At 30.1% G+C, this 23647-nt stretch carries 20 protein-coding genes, 2 tRNA genes and 4 pseudogenes; 16 read left to right on the top strand and 10 right to left on the bottom strand.

Features of this window, described 5'->3' with window-relative positions; all coding sequences use genetic code 11:
• Positions 1–60 precede the first annotated feature (60 nt).
• Both ychF and pth read right to left on the bottom strand, forming a co-directional pair.
• Positions 61–1164, bottom strand: coding sequence for a redox-regulated ATPase YchF (gene ychF / locus AB6T46_RS06325; RefSeq protein ID WP_370931298.1), 1104 nt, complete (start codon positions 1162–1164; stop codon positions 61–63).
• Between the two features lie 63 nt (positions 1165–1227).
• Positions 1228–1692: pseudogene (gene pth, locus AB6T46_RS06330) on the bottom strand (aminoacyl-tRNA hydrolase); the annotation flags it as partial.
• Between the two features lie 151 nt (positions 1693–1843).
• Here pth and AB6T46_RS06335 point away from each other — a divergent pair.
• Together AB6T46_RS06335 and AB6T46_RS06340 are read left to right on the top strand one after the other, a co-directional pair.
• Positions 1844–2263 carry a metallophosphoesterase gene (locus tag AB6T46_RS06335; protein WP_370931299.1) on the top strand — a complete coding sequence of 140 codons (420 nt, stop codon included), beginning with the start codon at positions 1844–1846 and terminating at the stop codon, positions 2261–2263.
• Positions 2264–2352: 89 nt separating this feature from the next.
• Positions 2353–2757, top strand: a complete 405-nt coding sequence (locus tag AB6T46_RS06340) for a metallophosphoesterase (protein WP_370931300.1) — start codon at positions 2353–2355, stop codon at positions 2755–2757.
• A 1-nt stretch (position 2758) separates the two neighbouring features.
• Here AB6T46_RS06340 and AB6T46_RS06345 read toward each other — a convergent pair.
• The 3 genes and pseudogenes from AB6T46_RS06345 to AB6T46_RS06355 all read right to left on the bottom strand — a co-directional run.
• Positions 2759–3217 (bottom strand): annotated as a pseudogene (locus AB6T46_RS06345) (cation diffusion facilitator family transporter); the annotation flags it as partial.
• A gap of 28 nt (positions 3218–3245) precedes the next feature.
• Positions 3246–3650: a cation diffusion facilitator family transporter gene (locus tag AB6T46_RS06350; protein WP_370931301.1), complete on the bottom strand. Its 405-nt coding sequence runs from the start codon at positions 3648–3650 to the stop codon at positions 3246–3248.
• Position 3651: 1 nt separating this feature from the next.
• Entirely contained in the window at positions 3652–4233 is a 582-nt protein-coding gene (locus AB6T46_RS06355; RefSeq protein ID WP_370932060.1) for a gamma-glutamyl-gamma-aminobutyrate hydrolase family protein, read from the bottom strand.
• 361 nt (positions 4234–4594) lie between these two features.
• Here AB6T46_RS06355 and AB6T46_RS06360 point away from each other — a divergent pair, with 361 nt between their 5' ends.
• The 5 genes and pseudogenes from AB6T46_RS06360 (at position 4595) to AB6T46_RS06380 (ending at position 7973) form a co-directional block, all read left to right on the top strand.
• Entirely contained in the window at positions 4595–5296 is a 702-nt protein-coding gene (locus AB6T46_RS06360; protein ID WP_370931302.1) for a glycine betaine ABC transporter substrate-binding protein, read from the top strand.
• 5 nt (positions 5297–5301) lie between these two features.
• Positions 5302–5523, top strand: a pseudogene (locus AB6T46_RS06365) (hypothetical protein); the annotation flags it as partial.
• 30 nt (positions 5524–5553) lie between these two features.
• Positions 5554–6389, top strand: a pseudogene (locus AB6T46_RS06370) (ABC transporter permease subunit).
• A gap of 1 nt (position 6390) precedes the next feature.
• Positions 6391–7428 (top strand): ATP-binding cassette domain-containing protein, encoded by a 1038-nt coding sequence (locus AB6T46_RS06375; RefSeq protein ID WP_370931303.1) that lies wholly within the window; start codon positions 6391–6393, stop codon positions 7426–7428.
• Between the two features lie 242 nt (positions 7429–7670).
• Positions 7671–7973, top strand: a complete 303-nt coding sequence (locus tag AB6T46_RS06380; RefSeq protein WP_370931304.1) for an ArsR/SmtB family transcription factor — start codon at positions 7671–7673, stop codon at positions 7971–7973.
• A gap of 25 nt (positions 7974–7998) precedes the next feature.
• Here the strand turns inward: AB6T46_RS06380 and mnmA are convergent, their stop codons facing one another.
• Positions 7999–9183 (bottom strand): tRNA 2-thiouridine(34) synthase MnmA, encoded by a 1185-nt coding sequence (gene mnmA / locus AB6T46_RS06385; protein ID WP_370931305.1) that lies wholly within the window; start codon positions 9181–9183, stop codon positions 7999–8001.
• A gap of 191 nt (positions 9184–9374) precedes the next feature.
• On the opposite strand from mnmA, the gene ctrA reads away from it, so the two are divergent.
• Positions 9375–10100, top strand: a complete 726-nt coding sequence (gene ctrA, locus AB6T46_RS06390; protein ID WP_370931306.1) for a response regulator transcription factor CtrA — start codon at positions 9375–9377, stop codon at positions 10098–10100.
• A gap of 7 nt (positions 10101–10107) precedes the next feature.
• On the opposite strand, the gene AB6T46_RS06395 is transcribed toward ctrA, so the two are convergent.
• The gene (locus AB6T46_RS06395; protein WP_370931307.1) at positions 10108–10728 is read right to left on the bottom strand and encodes a histidine phosphotransferase family protein; all 621 of its coding nucleotides are present in this window, start codon (positions 10726–10728) and stop codon (positions 10108–10110) included.
• 97 nt (positions 10729–10825) lie between these two features.
• Here AB6T46_RS06395 and AB6T46_RS06400 point away from each other — a divergent pair, with 97 nt between their 5' ends.
• From AB6T46_RS06400 to AB6T46_RS06415, 4 genes are all read left to right on the top strand, one after another.
• Complete coding sequence (locus tag AB6T46_RS06400; RefSeq protein ID WP_370931308.1) at positions 10826–11566, top strand: hypothetical protein; 741 nt, start codon at positions 10826–10828, stop codon at positions 11564–11566.
• 73 nt (positions 11567–11639) lie between these two features.
• Positions 11640–12929 (top strand): NCS2 family permease, encoded by a 1290-nt coding sequence (locus tag AB6T46_RS06405; protein ID WP_370931309.1) that lies wholly within the window; start codon positions 11640–11642, stop codon positions 12927–12929.
• A gap of 82 nt (positions 12930–13011) precedes the next feature.
• Positions 13012–13088, top strand: a tRNA-Met gene (locus tag AB6T46_RS06410).
• A 637-nt stretch (positions 13089–13725) separates the two neighbouring features.
• Complete coding sequence (locus AB6T46_RS06415) at positions 13726–14961, top strand: hypothetical protein (RefSeq protein WP_370931310.1); 1236 nt, start codon at positions 13726–13728, stop codon at positions 14959–14961.
• 388 nt (positions 14962–15349) lie between these two features.
• Here the strand turns inward: AB6T46_RS06415 and AB6T46_RS06420 are convergent.
• Positions 15350–15440: transfer RNA gene (locus AB6T46_RS06420), tRNA-Ser, on the bottom strand.
• A 164-nt stretch (positions 15441–15604) separates the two neighbouring features.
• Between AB6T46_RS06420 and AB6T46_RS06425 the strand changes: the two genes are divergently transcribed.
• Together AB6T46_RS06425 and AB6T46_RS06430 are read left to right on the top strand one after the other, a co-directional pair.
• Positions 15605–16870, top strand: coding sequence for a porin (locus AB6T46_RS06425; RefSeq protein ID WP_370931311.1), 1266 nt, complete (start codon positions 15605–15607; stop codon positions 16868–16870).
• A 121-nt stretch (positions 16871–16991) separates the two neighbouring features.
• Positions 16992–18278 (top strand): porin, encoded by a 1287-nt coding sequence (locus AB6T46_RS06430; RefSeq protein ID WP_370931312.1) that lies wholly within the window; start codon positions 16992–16994, stop codon positions 18276–18278.
• Positions 18279–18362: 84 nt separating this feature from the next.
• Here AB6T46_RS06430 and AB6T46_RS06435 read toward each other — a convergent pair whose 3' ends face one another.
• Entirely contained in the window at positions 18363–18794 is a 432-nt protein-coding gene (locus tag AB6T46_RS06435) for a hypothetical protein (protein WP_370931313.1), read from the bottom strand.
• A gap of 1 nt (position 18795) precedes the next feature.
• Positions 18796–20460: a 4Fe-4S dicluster domain-containing protein gene (locus tag AB6T46_RS06440; protein ID WP_370931314.1), complete on the bottom strand. Its 1665-nt coding sequence runs from the start codon at positions 20458–20460 to the stop codon at positions 18796–18798.
• A 90-nt stretch (positions 20461–20550) separates the two neighbouring features.
• Between AB6T46_RS06440 and AB6T46_RS06445 the strand changes: the two genes are divergently transcribed.
• Entirely contained in the window at positions 20551–21249 is a 699-nt protein-coding gene (locus tag AB6T46_RS06445; protein ID WP_370931315.1) for a uracil-DNA glycosylase, read from the top strand.
• 108 nt (positions 21250–21357) lie between these two features.
• Entirely contained in the window at positions 21358–23640 is a 2283-nt protein-coding gene (locus tag AB6T46_RS06450) for a PAS domain-containing sensor histidine kinase (protein WP_370931316.1), read from the top strand.
• The last annotated feature ends 7 nt before the right edge of the window (positions 23641–23647 follow it).

The raw sequence follows: 23647 nt of genomic DNA on the forward strand, positions 1-23647 counted from the left end.
ATCACTGATAAAATAATGCATCAAATCTAAAAAACAATAAAACCGTAAGAATTGCTACTTTTAAACATTATGTTTAAATAAAATAATATCTCCATCCTGTACAATATATTCTTTACCTTCGTCCCTAGCTTTACCAGCTTCTTTAGCAGCTTGTTCACCATTATATTTAATATAATCTTCATAAGAAATTGTTTGCGCTCTTATAAAACCACGCTCAAAATCACTATGTATTACTCCTGCTGCTTGCGGCGCTTTAGTTCCTTTGGTAATAGTCCATGCTCTTGTTTCTTTTGGACCCGCAGTAAAATAAGTTATTAACTCTAATAATTGATAAGCGGCTCTTATTAGTCGATCTAAACCAGCTTCTTTTAATCCTAATTCTTGTAAATATTCTGAAGCTTCTTCACTGTCTAATTGTGCTAATTCTGCTTCTATTGCAGCTGAGATAATAACTATTTGTGCAGATTGTTGTTCAGCCATTCTTCGAACATTATCAACATAAATATTCCCTTTGATAATATCTGATTCCGCCACATTACAAATATATAATACCTTTTTAGAAGTTAATAAATTCAAGCTATTCAATAATTTTACTTCATCTGGTGTTAATTCTGAGAATAAATTTCTCGCTGGCTGTCCTTGCTCTAATAAGGCTAACGCCTTTTCCATAATAGGTACTAATAATTGAGCTTCTTTATCTTTACTAGTTGCTCTTTTTTTCATTGCAGGTAAACGACGTTCCAAACTCTCAAAATCAGCTAGCATTAATTCAGTTTCTACCGTTGCTGCATCAGACACAGGGTCTATTTTGCCTTCTACGTGAGTGATATCATCATCCTCGAAACATCTTAATACATGAATAATAGCATCTACTTCACGAATATTAGCTAAAAATTGATTTCCTAGACCCTCGCCTTTAGAGGCTCCTCTTACCAAGCCAGCTATATCAACAAAACTCATTCTTGCTGGTATAATTTCTTTAGAACCCATTATTTTAGCAATTTCATTTTGTCTAGAATCAAGAACAGCCACCTCCCCTGTATTGGGCTCAATAGTACAAAAAGGATAATTTGCAGCTTGTGCTACTGCGGTTTTGGTGAGAGCATTAAATAAAGTAGATTTACCTACATTAGGTAAACCAACAATGCCACATTTTAATCCCATGATATTCTTCCTATTCTATAATTTATAAAATAATCTTATTCATAAATTGACTTGATTGGTTAGTTAACAATAAATAAATGAAGTTTGCGTAATTTTTGCTAATATTAGCTCAACTTCTTCTCTTTCGTCTTTATTAAAATCACTCAAAACATAATTTTGCACAGACTCTTTATGCTTAGGACGATCAATACCTATTTTCACTTTATTATAATTGTTACCACAATATTGATTAACAGACTTAACGCCATTATGTCCTCCAGCACCGCCAGCTGTTTTTACTCTTACTTTAGCAAGCGGTAAATCCAAATCATCGTAAACAACAAATAAATTTTCTAAAGGCAATTTATAATAACTTAAAATTTCTCTTATAGCTTGACCGGAATTATTCATATAAGTTTGTGGTTTAACTAACAAAATTTTACTATCAGAACATTCTGGAATAAAAATATAAGTTATTAAAGAGTTAAACTTATTTTGCCACGCAACCGCATTATATTGATCAGCGACTTCATCAAGCAACATAAATCCAACGTTATGACGATTTCTATTATATTGTTTTCCAGGATTTCCTAAACCTGCTAATAATTGTTTGCGACATTGTTTTTTTCTTTATAAAGATTAATCTATCATTTATAAATAGTTTTATAACTATAGGTAAACCAAAATAACGGAATATTTTATGATACGATTTGCTCATATTTCTGACTTACATTTATCCCCTATTCCAAAACCTACTATAATGGAATTATTATCTAAAAGATTAACCGGCTATATTAATTGGAAAAGAAATAGAGAAAATAACTATTGTAATAATATAGCTAATGCGGCGATACTACATCTAAAACAGCATAATTGTCAACATCTAATAATCTCCGGCGATATCGTTAATATTGCTACCAATGCTGAATTTTTACAAGCTAAACAATGGCTAGAAAAAGTTGATAAAACAGAAAATATATCAATAGTTCCCGGTAATCATGATGCCTATATCAGAGGATCACTAACAAAATTTTCCTCAATCTTCTCTCCTTGGTTAAAATCAGATAGTGATATCACCCAAAATACTATATATCCTTATATCATAAAAGAGGTAATCTAGCTATAATAGGCTTATCATCTGCAATTGCTCAACCTCCTTTTATAGCCGCAGGATATATAAACCAAAAACAGCTAAAGAAATTAACAGAAATGTTGATAGTAGCTAAAAGAGAAAATTTATTTCGAGTAGTTGTTTTACATCATCCACCTATCTTAACTAATTCCAAATGGCATAATTCTTTATGGAATTATAAACAATTTCAAAAAATAATATATAATTATGGCGCAGAACTAATCTTACATGGCCATACACATTTACCTACTCAACATATCTTAAATAAAACAGCAAATGGATTCACTCCAGTAATTGGTGTAAGCTCCTTAGTACAAAAAAATGGTCATAGAAAACCTTCTAGTTCTTACAATCTATTTGAAGTAACCACTTATAAAAATAAAGCTTGTTGCAGCTTCCAACGCTATCAATTAAATAATGATAATGAGTTTAAAATAAGCTATACAAAAATATTTAAATGGAATAATTTTAAATATTCTTAGCTTAATATTTGTTATGCGCATGAGTATCCGGTTCTATATGTATAGTAACTTGATAACCTTCTTTTGTAAGTGCATCTTCAATTCTATCACATATTTCATGAGCCTCACCTACCTGCATATATCTTGATACCACTAAATGAAATTCTATAAAAGTTACTCTTCCTGCTACGCGAGTTTTTAAATCATGATACTCAATAGCACCTGAGTAATTTTCTTCTATTATCTCTTTTATATTAGCAGATTCTTCACTTGAAACAGCATAATCCATTAAGCCATTAACCGAATTCCAAATTACATAAATACCTTGAATTGAGATAAATATAGCAATTAATAACGAAATAATGGAGTCTAAAAGTATCCAACCAGTCCACCACGTGAAAATTATTCCTATAATAATACCACATGATAACATTATATCACTTAATAAATGGTGTCCTTCTGCTGCTAAAACAGGAGATTTATATTTACGAGAATAAGCAAATAAACATTTATTTAGTTAAAATTAGATTTACTACTAAAGCGATAAAATTAAATATTAGACCCCAACTAATATTATGCAGTATTAATTTTTTACCATTGGCATAGCTAATAATATTATTGTAAGAATGATAAAAAATTAAAATAGCAATACCTAAAATTAATATACCCTCAACTATTGCAAATAAATACTCTACTTTATAATGTCCATAAATATGATTACTATCAGCAGGTTTAAAACTGATATATATGGCGTATAAACTCATAATAGAAGTAAAGATATTAACTAAAGATTCTATTGCATCAGCATACAATGCCGTAGAGTTAGTTAAATAATAAGCTGTATATTTTAACGAAAAAACTAAAAAGCTTACAACTATAGCTAACCATAAAATTAATATTAATTTTTTTTGCACATTAACCTCTATTAAGATACTTCAATATGTTATCTAACATTTTTAATCCCAAATTATTATCCGCTGTCAATATAGATTCTGGATGAAATTGCACAGCTGATATATTTTTTTCTTTATGTTCAATAGACATTATCACTTGATCATCAGTAACAGCCGTCACATTAAAACAATTTGGCACAAAGTCCCGCACCACACAAAGAGAATGATACCTACCAACTTTAATTTTATCTGGTAATTTATCAAATATAATTGAAGGACGCAAAACATCTATAATAGAAATTTTACCATGTTTAGGTGGTATAAGTTTAGTTAATTTCCCCCCATAGAACTCTACTAAAGCTTGTAAACCCAAACATATACCAAAAATCGGTAAATTATTCTCTATTGCTATTTTAATTGTATTATTACAATTAAAATCAGCTGGAGTTCCTGGACCTGGAGAGAGCACCATTAAGTGAAATTTTTGTTTATTAAATATCTCTTGGGTAACAGGTGGACGTACAACAATTACTTCTTGACCTAATATGCTAAAATAATTAGCCAAGGTGTATACGAATGAATCTTGATGATCAATTAAAATAATAGATTTGCACTGTTTTTTTGCATAATATTCACTAGAAAATCACTTAACTTATAATTATTACCTTATTATAATGATTATAAAAAAGAAAGTCCAAGCAAATTACTTGGACTTTCTCTCGATTGAAGTTGCCTTCAACCATCAAGACTGAGCATAGCGGGGGAACCCAGCCCTGAATTTACACTTATCGTCTCCTTAACAAAAATGTAACATAACTTTTATATGTCAATAGAGCTTAATACTTTTAACAACCTTTTAAAATACTTGTAAAAAAAAAAAATATATAATTTAGTATGTAATATAATCAGAAAGAATATAGGAAAATTATGAAAAAATATTTTTTTACTTTTTTATTATATATAGTATGCTAACCTTAAATGTCACAGCCAGTGTTCCACAAGAATCACGAAAATGTGCTATAATAAGATTTGCCAATCCTGGTTGGAGTGATGTAACTGTTACCACAGCAGCTGCAGCTTATGTTTTACAAACCCTTGGTTATAAAACCAAAGAAGTTTTTATCTCCGTACCTATTACCTATCTTTCACTCGCTGCTGGTGATGTAGATGTGTTTTTGGGATATTGGGATCCCAGTATGAATCAGATCTACAAACCATATGCTGAAAATAAGACCGTAGAAATATTACATACAAATTTAACTGGTGCAAATTATGGTTTAGCAGTCCCTAAATATCTTTATGACGCAGGTTTAACTGATATAAAAGATCTTGCTAAATTCTCACATCTGTTAAACAATAAAATTTATGGTATCGAACCAGGAAATGATGGCAACCAAATAATATTATCAATAATAAATGATAAGAAATTTAATATAAATAATTTCCAGTTAATAGAATCTTCTGAACAAGCTATGTTATCTCAAGCTGATTTATTAATCTCTCAGAAACAACCTATCGTTTTTTTAGCATGGGAACCGCATCCGATGAATATACGTTATGATATTAAATATTTAACTGGTGCTGAAAATTACTTTGGTTTCAATAAGGGACAGCTAACGTACACACAAATGCAAGAAAAAATTTCGCAACAGAATGTCCTAATGTAGCTAAATTTCTTGGCCAATTAACCTTTACCACAGAGATGGAAAATGAGTGGCTAGATGAAGTAATTAACAATAAAAACACGCCTCTCAAAACTATAAAAAACTATCTACAGAAAAATCAACAGTTGCTTGATAAATGGCTAAAAAATGTATACTCCACTAAAGGAGAAAACGCCAAAGATATAATAAAAAATAATTTAAATTTAGATAATGGCAAAAAGTTTAAATAAAAAACATTTACCTAAATGGAGTAAATAGTAATGAATAAACTACCGGTAGGCGATACGATAGCTATATTTGTGGAATGGCTACGTACATATTTTAGTGGTATATTTAATTTTATAAGAGTAATTTTAGATAATTTATTACAAACCACACTAGATTTTTTGCTAGCGCCTTCCCCTTATATATTATATTAATTACTGTAGTCATTGCATTGCTTGATATTATATTGCATAGGCGCGGGATGTTAGTAATTTTCGTCACATTAGGTATGTTATTCATTATTAATCAAGGTTACTGGCTAGAAACCATGCAAACCATTTCTCTAATTCTATGGTCTTGTATATTCTGTATGACTATTGGAGTCCCTATCGGGGTATTCAGTGCTCATCATCCAAAGTTTTATTTATGGTTAAAGCCAGTCCTTAATCTGATGCAAACACTACCAACGTTTGTATATTTAATACCAGCTATTATATTTTTTAGAATTGGCATGGTACCTGGGCTAATTGCTACAATCTTTTTTGTACTACCTACCTCTATAAGACTGACGCAAATTGGTATTGCTACTACTCCTTCTCATCTTATTGAAGCTGGTAAATCATTTGGAACTAGCTCACGTCAATTGTTATGGAAAATTGAATTACCACACGCTATCCCACAATTGCGGGAAGCATTAACTCAAACTATCATGCTTTCATTGTCAATGGTAGTTATAGCTGCTACTGTTGGTGGCAACGGTCTCGGAGTGCCCGTCTATCGTGCTTTACAACAATATAATGCATCCTTAGGATTTGAAGCTGGCTTAATAATAGTAGTAGTAGCTCTTATTTTAGATTATCTATTTCGTTTTCAAAAACCACCAAAGAAATAATATGATTACATTAACAACAAAAAATTTATCTGTAGTTTTAGGCGATAAACAACAAACAAAAAAAGCCTTGCGAATGGCTGACAAAGGTTTTGCTAGGCAAGAAATAAAACAAAAAACCGGCGCGGTAATCGGCGTATATAATTGCAATCTAGAAGTACAAGAAGGAGAAACCCTAGTAATAATGGGGCTATCAGGCTCAGGTAAATCAACTTTTTTACGCGCTATCACCCGCTTAATACCTGCTTCTAGAGGAAATATATTATTAAAGACCAAAAATAAATCATATAACCTTACCACCATATCTGATAGTAAATTACAATATGTGAGAACCCATCTCATTTCTATGGTATTTCAGCAATTTTCTTTATTGCCATGGAGAAATGTTGCTGGAAACATAAGCTTAGGTCTAGAAATTGCAGGTATTAAAAAAGCTGATCGAATTAAGATAATAAATGAACATCTAGAATTAGTAGGATTAAACGATTATAAAGACAGGCATGTATCAGAACTATCTGGTGGTATGCAACAAAGAGTTGGTTTAGCCAGAGCGTTAGCCACAAAAGCACCTATATTACTTATGGATGAGCCATTTTCAGCTCTAGATCCACTAATAAGAACGCATTTACAAGACGAACTAAAATTGTTACAACAAAAATTATCTAAAACAATAATTTTTGTCTCACACGATCTTGAAGAAGCAGTAAAATTAGGTACTAAGATTGCTATAATGAAAGATGGTAATTTAATCCAATGTGATACACCTGCAAATATCGTATTTAATCCTATCAATCAATATGTTAAAAATTTCTCTACCAACCTAAATCCCTTAAGTATATTATCTGCAAAAGATGTAATGACACCAATTCAAATAACAAATAACAAATATACTACTAGAGTGCATGCTGATACGCCTATCAAAGATCTTTTATCTTACTTTAACGATAAAAATGATCTTATTGCGGTAACGCAAAATGATAACTTAATTGGAGAAATATCACCATTAGATATATTAAATTGTCTCAAAAAAACCACTAACTAATAAAATTTACTCCTCAATCCACATTTATAAATTTTTCATTAAAAAAACATAATTTTTTAGTTCGGCTTCTTTAATTTTAATTAAAGTAGAATATATATGTATATAGAACCTATAAAATAGTTTTAAAATAATAACGGAAATTATTTTATACGTTAATTTTAATATTATAATAAATATTTGCGTAGCGTATCTATACCACCTTTATTAAGTAATAATTATTTACTACAACCGGAGCCTAAATTATGGAAACTGAGAAAATTTTATGTCACAATAATGATTATATGGTACCTGCAAGCCAACTATTAACAGCTATGGCTAATGAAAAACGCTTACAAATTCTATATGTTTTATCACAAGAAGAAATGTCAGTGGGGGCCTTAGCGCAAAAAGTTAAACTTAGTCAATCTGCTTTATCACAACATTTAGCAAAACTACGTGCACTAAGACTTGTGTCTACACGTAAAGATGCACAAACTATTTATTATTCTGTAACATCACCTTTTATTAAACCTATTTTAAATACTTTAGATAGTATTTATAGTTAATAATATGCGCTCACGGGGGAGCGTCTTATCTATTATATAACTCAGCTAAAGCTGCTTCAAATTTAGGGTGTAAATTAGTATGTGAGATAAATCCACCACCATATACTCTAGCGTTATTAGTATCGTCAGAGTAAAACACACAAGCTTGTCCTGGTGCTATGCCTTTTTCTTCTTCGATAAATTCCACCCAAATTTTACCGTCACTATCACAATGTAAATTAGCTTTTTTAGGTTTATGTGTAGATCTAACTTTAGCATAGACAGAAATAATTTTATCTTTTAATTCATCTAAAGGTTCATCCCCTAACCAATTTATATCTCGCAAAAAGATTTTATAAATTTTCAAGGCTTCAGATGGTCCTACTATCACACGATTATTCTTATGATCTAGATGTACTACATATAAAGCATCTCCTGTAGATATTCCTAATCCTCTACGCTGCCCAATTGTATAATGAATAATACCATTATGTTTTCCTAAAATTCTTCCATCAATATGTCGGATATCTCCTGATACAATAGCATTAGGTTTCATGTTAGCAATTATATCAGTATATTTACCTTGTGGTACAAAACATATATCTTGGCTATCCTGTTTTTTTGCTACCTCAAGCCCCATTTGTTGAGCTATCTCTCGAACTTTACTTTTTGGAATATATCCTAACGGAAAGCGCAAAAAATTCAATTGTTCTTGAGTGGTTGCAAATAAAAAATAACTTTGATCTTTATCAATATCTAACGGACGAAATAACGATCTATTATTACCATTAATTTTAGTTTTTACATAATGTCCTGTTGCTAAGACATCTGCTCCTAATTCTTTAGCCGTATTTAATAAATCAGAAAATTTTACCGTTTGATTACAGGCAATACAAGGTACTGGAGTCTGTCCATCTATATAACTTTGCGCGAAAGGGTTAATAACAGATTCTTGAAATTTCTTTTCATAATTTAATACATAATGAGGTATGTCTAATTTTTCACATACCTTTTTAGCATCTTCAATGTCTTGTCCGGCACAACATGAGCCTATTCGATGAGTAGCAGTCCCATGATCATATAATTGTAATGTTATACCAATTACATTATATCCTTCATGTTTCAAGATACCTGCCACAACAGAAGAATCCACCCCTCCAGACATAGCTACTACTACGCGTGTGTTGTGCGGCTCTAAAGCTAAATCCAAACTATTTAATTTTAATTCCATAATCTCGCTCCACAAAATGCGTCAAAGGCAAATGCGGTTGATTTTAATAATGCAACATCTTATGGTTCTACAGCTATTTTTTTATTATTTCAACACATATTTTAAAAATTTATTGACTTTATATCTGTACCATTTAAATTTTTCACTATATACTAATAATAGGTTAACGATAAATGTGAAAAGGATTAAACATGCGTATATTATTAATAGAAGATGATCGGTCAATTGCACAGAGTATCACTCTTATGTTAAAAAACGCTAACTTTAACATCTATGTTACCAATATGGGAGAAGAAGGAATAGATTTAGGTAAATTATACGACTATGACCTCATCTTATTAGATTTAACCCTACCAGATATATCAGGATTTGAAGTATTAAAAAATTTACGTGCTGCTAAGATAGAAACACCTATTTTAATTTTATCCGGGGAAGACCACATCAATAGCAAAATTCGCGGCTTTGGATCTGGAGCAGATGATTATCTTACTAAACCTTTTGATAAAGATGAGCTTATCGCACGTATTCACGCTATAATTAGAAGAACTAGAGGACATTCGCACTCTTTGATTAAAACTGGTGATCTTACTTTAAACTTAGACACTAAAACAGCGGATATTTCTGGTATTACTGTACCTCTCACTAGTAAAGAATATCAAATTCTAGAATTATTGTCATTAAGAAAGGGCACCACCCTAACCAAAGAAATGTTTCTTAATCACTTATATGGTGGTATGGATGAACCAGAATTAAAAATTATAGATGTATTCATCTGTAAATTAAGAAAAAAATTAGAAGAACTTTCAAATGGAACCTCATATATAGAAACCGTTTGGGGTAGAGGATATATCTTAAAAGATCCACAAAAACAAAATACCCTTGTTGAAACTAGCCAACAAGATGCACAAGTCACTTAATAAACATCTATTTATAACTAACTAAAATTGTCTGATTGTTAATCTCATTAGCGTTTAATATCATATTTTGCTGATTAAGCAGTAGCAACAAATGATAATAATTTATAGACCAAGGATTTAATGGGTAAAGTGTATCTTTCTCAATAAAGATCTGTTTAAAAGCATCCGGTATCACTATTTTATCTGATTTTAGCTGTAACTCTAACTCACCTTTAAAACCATATATAATTTTAATAATTCCACCTTTTGGCATAAAATTAGCTGCGACTAATAACAAATTATATAAAATTTTACCAACTACCAATAATAATGTTGAGGGCATTTTTTCATCCCATATTAACTTAACATTTTCCTTACAAAAATATTCTTCTGCATGTTTTTTTAACATTGCTAGAGCTATCTCAGCTCCATAAGACTGTGCCGCTCCATAAGCCAATCTAAAAAATTGTAATTTCTTTTGTGCAATTTTAGCAGATTCTGTAATAAGGTCTTTTACCTCTATATCATTAGGCATGTCTTCTAATAACTCTATTCCATTATTAGTAGCACTTATAGGAGAAATAAGATCATGACAGATTTTACCTGCTAATAAAGAAGAAAATTCCATCCAATTTATATTTTTATCCATCCGCATTATTCCTTCTAAATTTTACTATAATAGTTAATTAATTCCTACAGACAATTTTTTTATATACCCTATATACTAGAAATTATACGGAGTTATTATGATTCAAGCAATAATTTTTATTATATTAGGAGCTAGCTTTGCATTATTGATAGTTTTTTTGCTTGCCCCGATTTTTTGGAATCGCGCAATTTATCTAGCCAAGCAACAACTGGAAAATTATCACCCATTTTCATTAGCAGAAGTTCAAGCAGAATATGATGCTTTGCGCGCAAAACATGCAGTAGAATTATATAAAATTAATAAAAGATATAAAAATCTTAATAAAAAAACCATGTTGCAACAGATATCATTAAATCATAACCAAGAACAATTACATCAATTTAATAATCTAAAAACACAATATGCTTTATTAGAAAAAGATTACCATAAAATAAAATCATATCTAATAAATGATGAAAATTATATAGCAGATCTTATCAAAGGAACTGTAGCAGATGAAGCAATTATAAATAAGGCTTTAACAGAAATAATACAGCAAAAACGCGAAATATTGTCATTAAAAGAACAAAATATATTCTTTAAAATAAAGAATATTTCACAAATGAAAGCTAAAGCGCAAAAAAATGCACCGAATTCTTATATATTAACATCATGTCTTACCGATGTAACGTCTGTAAAAAATGAAATAAGTGATTATGCAGCCGAAATAATAGCCGAATATCTTACTAATGACTTACAAAACAAAAAAATTATAGAAACATTTGTGGATAATTATTCTCAAACTAAAACTGAAACCCCTTCCTTAGCTGATAAAATAAGTAGGCGGCTAATAAAATAAGCATAATTTTAGTAGTTTATATAAATTTATCATGATAAATTAAAATTTATAATATCAACAACATAGATTTACCATGTTAGAAAAAATTTTTAAACTAAAAGCCAACAACACAAATATTAAGACAGAAATTGTAGCAGGTCTAACTACTTTTTTGACTATGTCTTATATTATCTTTGTCAATCCAAATTTATTACATAACGCTACTGGTATGGATCAAGGGGCTGTATTTGTTGCTACTTGTTTAGCTGCAGCAGTAGGAACAGCATTAATGGCTTTAGTTGCCAATTGGCCTATTGGTTTAGCCCCCGGCATGGGGCTAAATAGTTTTTTCGCTTTTACGGTGGTTAAAACTATGGGCTACACATGGGAACAAGCACTAGCTGCTGTTTTTGTTTCAGGAATAGTATTTTTACTATTAACCATTCTTGGTTTGCGTAAATGGCTAATCAAAGGTATTCCTATATCATTACGTCAAGGTATCACAGCCGGTATAGGTTTATTTTTAGCGATAACTGCATTCAAAACTACCGGAATAGTTACTGCTAACCCTAACATAATAATGAGTGCAGGCAACTTATTAAGCACCGAAATATTATTAGTAGCATTAGGCTTAATGTTAATTGTTATATTAGAAAATTTTAAAATTAAGGGCGCAATTTTATTTAGTATACTTACAATTACTTTATTATCAATATTGTTAGGATATTCTCATCTAGATGGTATTATCAATTATCCACCTAGTTTGGCACCAACTTTTTTTAAGTTAGATTTAAAATCTATATTGGAACTAGGATTATTACAAATTATCTTAGTATTTACGATCGTTGAAATGTTTGATGCAACTGGTACGTTAATAGGTGTAAGCCAAAAAGCTGGTTTACTAGCAAAAGGTAAGGCTGATAATTTAAATAAAGCACTTTTTGCTGATAGTACAGCTATTTTATCAGGATCTATTTTAGGAACAAGCTCCACAACGGCTTATATTGAAAGCGCTGCGGGTGTACAAGCTGGAGGGCGTACTGGTCTAACAGCATTAACTATAGCAATATGTTTTTTAATATGCTTATGGTTTTCACCATTAGCCGCTGCGGTACCTACTTTTGCGACTGCTCCAGCATTAATCTACGTAGCTATTTTAATGGTAAGAGAAATTACGTCAATAAATTGGGAAGATTTAACAGAAATAATGCCAACAATTTTAACTGCTATATGTATGCCATTTATGTATTCTATTGCAGATGGGTTAGCAATAGGCTTCATTAGTTATACTAGTTTAAAATTAACCACTGGTAAATATAAAGAAATTCATATAGCTACCTGGATAATAACATTATTATTTATTTTACACTATATATATCTATAAAAATAATTTAATAATTAATAAGAATACTTGACATAATATGTCAGCAGTTTTATAGAAGATAATGAATTATTTAATTCTAAACGGCGGAGTAGCTCAGTTGGTTAGAGCGGTGGAATCATAATCCATGTGTCGGGGGTTCAAGTCCCTCCTCCGCTACCATAATTTTCATAAAAAGCTAAGAATATCAACGATTTATAGCAGATTTAAAATTATAATATTAGCTTTTTACACACCCTTTTAAGCTTAATGCACTTGAAATCATACAAAAGAATCTGAAAAACTTATCCCCCTGCTAAATAATTTTTTTACCTATTCAAAAATATATCTATAGCTGTTAAGAATCTTTGACCCTCTATAACCATAGCAAATATTGTGATAATACCATCTATTACTTAACATAGCTTTGACAATAAACTATTTACCCCAGAATAACAAAATCTTAAAAATAGCTAAGGTATTTTTTCTCTCTGCTATTCTATAATCTTATCGCCAAGTTCACTTAAAAGAACTATAAAAATTCCTTTACTAAATCAGTATCCTTAGCTAATTTCATAAACTCCCCCACAGCACTGTAACAACTATACATAATTATCACTGAAACTAATATAGCTTTTGATTACATTTGTTTTATTAAAAGTTTTTAAACATTATATATTAATATGGATTTTATTCTATATGCATATTATTATAATATATAATTATTTTATATAGAAAATCATCTCGTTGTTTATATACTTAAGATTTTATATTGGTATAACTTAAAACTAGCAGAAATTACCAAAGAAAGGTGAAAATAATGAATTTATCATATTCTGCTAGAGATATTTTAAAAAAATCTGTGCCTATGTTAAATAGTCGCCTATCTTTTTCTTTATTAGCTTTGTTTATTTCAGCCTTCGTCTATAAAACTGATATAATAAGTGCTGGATATTTACTGGTAGCCGGGCAATTAGTGCAAGTTTTTGTTGTAGCATCTAGTCGTTTTTTTGTGGGTATTAATATTAAATCAAATCCTAATGATATTAAAATAATGCTGAAAAATTATTTAAATATTTTGGCTTTTGCAATAATTTGGGGAATAATTCTTACAATATTGTTATATATTGTTAGTCCTTTTTATACACAGGATTTAATTACCTTAAAAACTATAAATTTTTTAGCTTTTGGAATTATACCGCTTTCTATTTACGGTTGTAACTGTACTGTTTTAGAAACCATACAAAAAGCTCGCTATGTTTTTATTATTAATATAATAACAAGCGCTATAAATGTTGCTTTAATTTTTATTTTTTATACAATGGTTAATGATGCGTTATTATCCATAGTATGGTCATTAACAATTTCTAGAATTATTGCTGCATTTTTATCAATACTACCGTTAATTAAATATATCGAATATCTCAAATTAAACTTTTCTTATTTTAAAGGTTTTATTTCTATTGGAATAAATGAATCTTTTAACTCTATTATATCAGTTGGGTTAATGACTATTTTGATCTGGCTTCTTTCTGGAACAATGATTGAATCTGAAATTGCAAAACTTTATTTATATTTTAATATTTTGAATTTCATACAAGTTACTGCTATGGCAATAGTCACCTCTATTACTGTAAACTACATAAACAATGAAAAAAAATTTTTAGCTATTTCTACTATATCTATTTTTATATATATATGTTTTTATATTAGTTTTTCTCCATTAATTAGCTGGATAATATTTAGTGACATTACATATTTTTGGAATGTAATTATATGTGTTCTTACTGTTCTATTATATTTGCTAGCTAAAAATATATCTAATCGTATTAGATATATTAAAAATAACTCTAAAATAGCATATATTTCAAATATAAGTGTAGGAATAGTATTATTGTTTGTTATGTTATTTAATATACATACAGCAGCTAATATTCTTATGCTTTTTTTGAGTGGAGAAGCTGTATCATTTTTAATATGTCTTTTCTTTTATCAAAGATACCTTAAAAAATATAATAGAAAATCATCTTTTAATTTAAACTGTAGTGCTTCTTAATTAAAGGCTATATTAAAGGCTATCCTCTTATTATATTCTCCAAAGTAAAATATAATAAGAACTTTCTAAAATGATTTTACAACTATTAGATCGTAAAATTAAAAAATACTGATTCTATGTTTAAAATTTTTTCATATTCTTTAAACCTCAATTACGCTAGTTAAACAAGTCTGTAATATCAATATTTGTTATTTATCTTATAGAGGTCAAAAATTCTTAACAACTATAGATAATAACTTGGAATGAATAAAAAATTATTTAATAGGAGATAACTCTTTTAACTTCTTACAGATTCTTTTAATACATTGAATGTAAAAGGTCGTGTAAAAAGCAGTATAATAAGCTTAAATATTCTGTAAATCGTTTGTTTTACTATGTTTTTAAAATATGGCGGAGGGGATGGGATTCGAACCCATGAGACCCTTTTGGAGCCTACTCCCTTAGCAGGGGAGCGCCTTCGACCACTCGGCCACCTCTCCGCATTAAGACACAACTTATTACATCATCTATAAATACAAGTTTTTTATTTTTATTTCAACCAAAATAACAAATATTTTTAAATAACTTTCTATTTTTTATTCATCCCCTACATTTTATCCTATGGTCCTACCTTTTATATTTCTCTAAACAGGAGTTTTGATTTATGGGTAATAATAATTTTTTAACTAAATCAATTTTTTATATTTCAGCATTGTCCTGTATATTAACTTCTACAGCCTTTGCCGCACAAGAAAAAAAACGCAACGATCCTCGTCCACCGGCCTGTACACCAGGTGTAAGATCCTCATATATTTTTGCTAATAATAATAACTGTTTAGAAATATCTGGATCTATATTTGGTATGGGGAATTATGGATACCCTCTAACCGGGCCTCTTGCTAGAACTTATTTATTCTTACCAGATCCTGACTTTTACGCGAGCGGAAGAGTCGATCTACAGATACAGTCTCATTCCAAAACTGACTCTGGTATCTTCACTAGTGATGTATTATTTAGAAGTGACTGGGCAAATAACTTAATGTTTGCTCCAGTTAGATTACGTTATGCTTCGATCTCTTATCTACCTAATGACCAAGATAAAATAACGTTAGGTTATATTGATTCTTTATTTTATTCTTGGATTTCTTACGGAGGTACTTTTAACAATGATGTAACATTTGCCTTAGCAGGTACAACACCTGCAATTCGTTATACTACTAATTATACTAATGATCTATCGTTGGCCATTTCAGTTGAACTTCCTAATAATACTGCTATCTCTCCATTAACCTCCCCTTATTATGCTATCAATGCTTTTGATTATAATAATTTAGCTATCAGCGATATAGATTGGTCTAATAAAAATAAATTACCCTCGGTCGTAATTGCTGCTAAAGCTAACTATGAACCGTTTAGTTTTAGTAATGTAACAGCCTTTACCCCCCAATCATTTGACTTTGCTACTCGCATAAGAGCTGACTGGCAAGCAACTCCACTAATAGGATTTTGGGTGCAAGGTGGCTTTAAAAGCCGTAAAGATTCTTATATTTTCGTAAATGAAAATGGAGAAGCTTTTAATCCTAGTGATAAAAAAGATATTCCAGAAGGCTCTTTATATTTAAAAAGGCTAAAATATGATGCTTATGGCGCCTGGGGTGGTCATTTTTATGGTTATTTAGGGATGTCTTACCAAGCTACTCCTAAATTAGTACTATATGCTCAGGTTGGGGCAGATAGCATTAATACAATAATAGCTGGTGTCAATGCTACCTATAAATTATCTAATAATGTAATTCTATTATCAGAATTAAATTATATCTCTTGGGGAGATGAAACCACGGTTAATAAAGAAAAATATGGAATAATCGAAGTATATGGCAAAGACACCCATTCTTTAGGGGTTTTAGCGCAAATTAAATATTTATTTTAAACCAATATATAATGATTATCCACAATTTTATTACCTAAAAAGATAATTAAACCTTTCATTAGCACCAACTACTGTAGTAACCTCTTATGCATAGATAATGCATGAACTGTAAGAGGCTATTATGTTAAAAAAAGTTCTAACTTTATCCGTGGCTACTATATGTTTGATGTCTAATCCGGCACTAGCAGCAGCTGAGGATAATAAAAATACACAAAATCCATGGGCAATAAAAACTGCTACTGCACTAGATGCAAAAAAATGTACAGAAAAATCTTTGTCTGTATATAATGCAGATAGTAAAACATGCTTAAAGTTATCAGGTAACGCTAAAATCAATCACAAATTTAGTGGTGACCTAGGCAAGCTAAACGAAGCTGATTTTAAGCCTGAATTACCTGGCGATGCTAATATTAAGCTTGAAAGTTCTTCTGCTCTAGCTTGGGGTACTGTTACAGGAACATTAGCTCTTGGTAGCTCTTGGGATAATATGAAAGCTAAAGAAATAGCTCTGAAAGAAGGAAAAGTATCTTTTGATACCAATGTAGGTAAATTCTCCTTTGGCTATTTTGGCTCTGCTTACTCAAGCTTAATTCCTTATGCTACAACAGCTCACTCCCCTAACTATGATTATGGTATTAAAACTAGCCATTTAGAATATATGGTTACTTTAAATAATGGATTTAAAGCGGTTGTTTCTTTAGAAAGACAAACCAAACCAGTAATTGATTTAGATTCAAAAGATAATAAAGATAAATATAAAATCGCTAAAAACACCCATACTGTTAAAGGCTTCACAGGGAAAGATACATTAGATCCTTTTATAGGGAAATTACCTATATTGGTAGTAGGCGCAGAAATGCCGTTTGAACTTTCTAAGTCTTCTGCTCTTTCTAAAGTAACTGTAGCTGCTGTAACTTCCTTTAACCCAAATATGTACCGTGCAACTTTAAGAGCAAAAGTAGCGACTGAATTTAGCAATGGTTTAACGACTTGGGTACAAGGTGGCTATAAAAATGGTGGCGAAGTTTACCATCATGTAGATAAAAAAGGGAAAGCTATAAATGTTGATTTCGAAAATGGATTTATAGCTCGTACAAGCGTTGAACCTTATGGCGACTGGAATGGTGCTATATATGGTGCTGTAGGTGCCAGTTATAAATTCTCTGAGAAATTCTCCGCTGATTTATTTGCTGGTATGGACGCAGGGAAAGATATGTTAGTAGCTGTAAGTGCTGAATATAAATTCCACAAAGGCTTTAGCTTAAGTGGTGGTGTTGCATATTTACGCAATGGCGATAGTACAATTGCAGCATATGAAGACGGAAAAAAACAAAATCATAATCTTAAAGTTTATAACGTTGGTCAGAATAATCTAAAATATTCTGTTTCCTTTGGCTATAAATTTTAATAGTTAATAAAATATATTTTAAAATAGGCACTATGTGCCTATTTTTTTTATTCATTTTCTTATACAAAGTCATTCGTCTACCCCTCAATTGACATCAACTAACTTTTCATAAGCTTTTAAACTTTGTAAACATATACTGCGATATCCCCTTACTCCATTATGCATATTCCATTTTATTTGACCTAAATTATTCTGTTTTAAATTTTGTTGATAAAATTTACTGCAGGTTTTTGTTCTAGCAATAGATTTAGGAAGATGACTAAATTCTGGAGAAATAGCTTTAGGCAATATTATATTATCAGGTAAATCATCTATTTTTATACCATCATGCCTTAATTTACAAATTGATTTAGCAAAATCTAACCAACCTAGGGTTGTATTATTTTTAATATTTTTTCTGTTTTTTTGATAATCCAGTAAGCAATCTATTAAAATTTTATCGTTATTAAAATTATTAGCTGTAGCTTTAATTGGTATTAGCCCTGTTAACAGCAATAAAATAATTTTAATATACATTTTACATCTGTTTATACAAAGGTCCATCACCACCATATGGAACTTGCCAATCTATATTATTAGTTGGATCTTTTATATCACATGTCTTACATTGTATACAATTATCACTATTAATAATATAGCTAATTTCATCATCTTGTTTAACCCAGTCATATACCGCAGCAGGACAATATCTTGTGGAAGGTCCAGCAAATTCACCATATTCAATAGATTTTTGTATTTGATAATTTTTTACTTTAAGATGATTTGGTTGCGGAGAATAATTTACATTAGTTAAAGCAATTGAAGATAATCTATCAAAAGTAATTTTACCATCTGCTTTAGTATAATTAATAATCTCTGCCTGATTAGCTTTTACTAATGACTTAGCATCACTATTATTATGTTTTAAAGTTCCAAAAAATGAAAATTTTAAATATTTTTGCGTAAAAATATCTAAGGTTGTTAGCATTAGCGCTGTTTTTATTCCTAATTTTTCTAACAATGGTTTAAAATTACGAACTAGATAAAGTTCTTTACCAATAGCTGATAATTTCCAACCCTCATTATATTTAACTAGATCATCATTTTCTCTATTTTCCTTAAAAGCTTCTATTATAGTTTCAGCTACTAATTTACCTGATCTAATAGCATTATGAGAGCCCTTTAAGCGCAAATTATTCATAAAACCTGCACTGCAACCTAAAATAGCTCCACCAGCAAAAGTTACTTTAGGTACCGACTGCCAACCACCTTCATTAACTACACGAGCTCCATAAGCAACCCTACTAGCATTTTGTAAGATATTAACTATTTTAGGGTGTGTTTTAAACTTTTGAAACTCATTAAAAGGAGATAAATATGGATTCTTATAATCCAAATGTACTACATAACCCACATACAATAAATTATCTTTAGCATGATAAATAAATCCGCCTCCAGCTTTATCATTCAAAGGCCAACCTAGATAATGATTAACCTCACCTTTATTATGAAATTTTTGATCTATTTTCCAAATTTCTTTAAAAGCTAACGCATATTTAGCTACTTGTGCATTTTTATCTAAATCAAATTTTTTTATCACTTGTTTAGTTAAAGAACCTTTAGCACCCTCAGCTAATAAAGTATATTTTGCTAATAATGCCATGCCGCGGATAGAATTAGAGTTAAATCGCCCTTCTTTATCTAGCCCCATATCACCTGTAGCCACACCTATTACTTTATCATTTTCATAAAGCAATTCAGCGCCTGCAAAACCAGGATAAATCTCCACCCCTAAATTTTCTGCTATTTTTGCTAACCATTGGCAGCAATGCCCTAATGAAATAATATAACCATTTTTATTTTTAAATATTTTAGGATAAAGCCATTTAGGAATTTTTACAGCTCTATTAGCAGTTAAAAATATATGATTATCATCCGTAACTACCGTATGAAAGGGACTTTCTGGATCACTTTTCCAATTATCAATTAATTCTGATATCGCTGATACATCCATAATAGCACCAGAAATAATATGACTAGATACTTCTGCTCCTTTTTCAATCACAACCACTGATACATTAGAATCTAATTGCTTCAATCTTATAGCTGCACTTAAACCAGCTGGCCCAGCACCCACTATCACTACATCAAAACTCATAGTTTCACGATCAGGTAATTTAGTAATCTCATTGTTATCAATCATTTTATATTATCCTAGCATTGATAAAATTAAACAAAAATTATAAAATTATGTTATAAAGGAACAGCTATAATATAATTAGAAAATACTTTCATGTCATCTTTTCTTATTAAAGACATTTTAACCTTTTATCAAGACGCAGGTCTTGACTATTCTATTTTAGAAACTCCTGCTATTTTAACACAACCCATTCTAAAAAAAGAAGTTAAACCTGTTTGCGCTACTGATAATATTAATAATTTAGCTGACCTTAATAAATTTATGGCTAATCTTACTAATTTTTCTTTAAAAAGAACAGCGCAAAATGACTGTTTTGGTACAGGTATAATAAATGCTAAATTAATGGTAATTGGCCCACCACCAGATAGAGAAGAAGATAAAAACGGTACAATATTTGCAGGAATAGCCGGACAATTGCTAGATAAAATGTTATTATCTATTAATGAAACCAGAGAAACTATTTATCTGACCCATATTATTCCTTGGCGTCCACCAGGTAATAGAGCCCCTACCACAATAGAAATTGAAAAATGTCGCCCGTGGATAGAAAAACAGATAGAATTAGTAGCTCCAAAAGTTATTTTAGCAATGGGAGGATTAGCAACGCAAATATTATTAAAAAATAATGTATTTTTAACTATAAGAGGAAAATGGCAAGAATATCAAACTACAAACGGACAAACATGCTTACTTATGCCTAGCTTTAGCCCTTCAGACCTATTAAAAATGCCCAGTCAAAAAAAATACGCATGGCATGATTTATTAGAAGTCAAACAAAAAATAAAATTTTAATTTTGTGTGCTATATAAAAAAACACTAGACATAAGTGTCAACTTTTGATTCATTATTAATAATGAAAAAATTTCATAGAAATCAATCACTAATGAAAGTAATCTCTTAATGACAGGGTGGCAAAAAAAGGATAATGAAATAAAGGAAACAACAACTCAAGTTGTTGAACAAAAAATTTCATCATCAAAATCATCTAATTTGTCATTTTTAAGCATATTCAATAAATTTTTCAGTATTCTAATAACTAGCGCTATAATAATATTTATAACTTATATAGCAAGTGCAGACTTATATCAGCTAAAACAACAGCAAAATAAAGACAATCTAAATTATCAATTACTATTAAATACCAATGAATTAAAAGAGTTGGTTAGCAAAAAAGGAATTAATTTAGTAGCAACAATAACAAATTTTGCTAAAAATAAAGCTCTAACAGATGATATTTTCATCGCAATTCTTAGCAAAGACTATCAATCTGCAAAAGTTAGCTATCATTTCAATGAATTAGATCAAGCTATTTTACCACAGTTTTTTGCACAAAAACAACAGTCACTCACAACTATCGGATCAACTAAATTAATATCCTATCAAGGTTCATTAGCTGCAAAAGCAGTTATATCTCCATTGAATGATCAACAAATAATATTATTAGGCTCTTTTGATGAGAAAAGAGCTAATTTATATGATAAGCAATTTAAAACTATTATTATCAAATATGGCTCTATCTTTTTAATAATTTCCACTTTATTAATAATCTGTTATCGACAAACTAAAAAAGCTAAAAAAGCAAAAAAAAATAATCTTAATATGCAATCTAGAATAGATTTAGCTTTAGTTTGTGGACGTTGTGGTCTATGGGATTGGGATTTATCACGAGGGCTTATATATTGGTCTCCTTCTATGTATGAGATGCTAGGATATAAACCATATGATACATTGCTATCTTTAAGAGATATATCTAACATTATAAATAATAAAGAGATAGATCTTTATAAGATCGCTGAAGAAGCACTCAGTAAACAAATACAACAAATAGATGTTATATTGCCTATGCGACATGCCAAAGGTACAAATGTTTGGTTAAGATTTCGCGCAGAAATTTCACAGACTAATAATGTACATTTAGTAGGAATAGCTTTCGATGTTAGTGAACAGCATCGCTTTGTACAAAAAACAACACAAGCAGATTTACGTATCAAAGAAGCAATAGAAACTATCTCAGAATCTTTCGTATTGTGGGACAATAATGATAACCTAATTATGTCTAACAGCAAATTTAATGAATATGCTAATTTACCTAGACATAAGTTATTAGGTAAAATAAAACGTCAAGACGTTAAGTTATTTTCTAATTCATCAATCAATGAAAAATCTTATCCTAATATTATCTCTAACGATGAAAATAATTTTGAAAAACGTTTACCTGATGGACGTTGGTTACAAATAAATGAAAAAAGAACCCAAGATGGCGGTTTAGTTAGTATTGGTACAGACATTACTTTACTAAAACAACATCAACAACAGATGAAAGAAAAAGAAAAACGCTTGTTATCTACTATTCAAGAACTAAGTCTTTCTAGAAAAGCAGAAAAGGCAAGAGTGAAAGAAGTAACAGAGTTAGCACAAAAATATGCAATAGAAAAACAAAAAGCTGAAGAAGCCAATAAAGCAAAATCAGAATTTTTAGCTAATATTTCGCATGAATTAAGAACACCCTTAAATGCGATAATTGGTTTTTCAGAAATTATGAACACTGGAACATTTGGCCCTTTAGGGTCAGAAAGATATAAAGAATATATCAATGATATATATACTTCCGGTACTTATTTATTAAATGTTATTAATGATGTATTAGATATGTCAAAAATAGAGGCTGGTAGATTTAATATAGAACAAGAATTTGTTGACCTGTCTCCTATCATCAATGAAACAGTTAAAATAGTTTCACTTCCAGCAGAAGAAAAACAAATTAACCTTATTAATAAAATCGCACAAAATTTAACTATTTTTGCTGATAAACGTGCTATCAAACAAATTTTTATTAATCTTCTTTCTAATGCAGTTAAATTCACTAATAACGGTGGAAAAATAATTGTAAGAAGCCGTAAAACTGCAACAGCTATAACTATATCAATCTTTGATAATGGTGTAGGGATTCCAAAAAGTTCACTAAAAAAATTAGGGCAACCTTTTGAGCAAGTAGAAAATCAATTTACCAAAAGTCACACAGGTTCAGGATTAGGATTAGCAATATCTAAATCACTAGTAGAATTGCACGGCGGCAAACTAAAAATTTCTTCAAAAGAAGGAACTGGAACAATTATCTCCATAACTATACCGAACCAAAAGAATGAAAATTTAACAAATAATGTAAAACTTTTATGTGCTTAACAATTAA

This window comes from Bartonella sp. DGB1, assembly GCF_041345015.1.
Classification (GTDB): Bacteria; Pseudomonadota; Alphaproteobacteria; order Rhizobiales; family Rhizobiaceae; genus DGB1.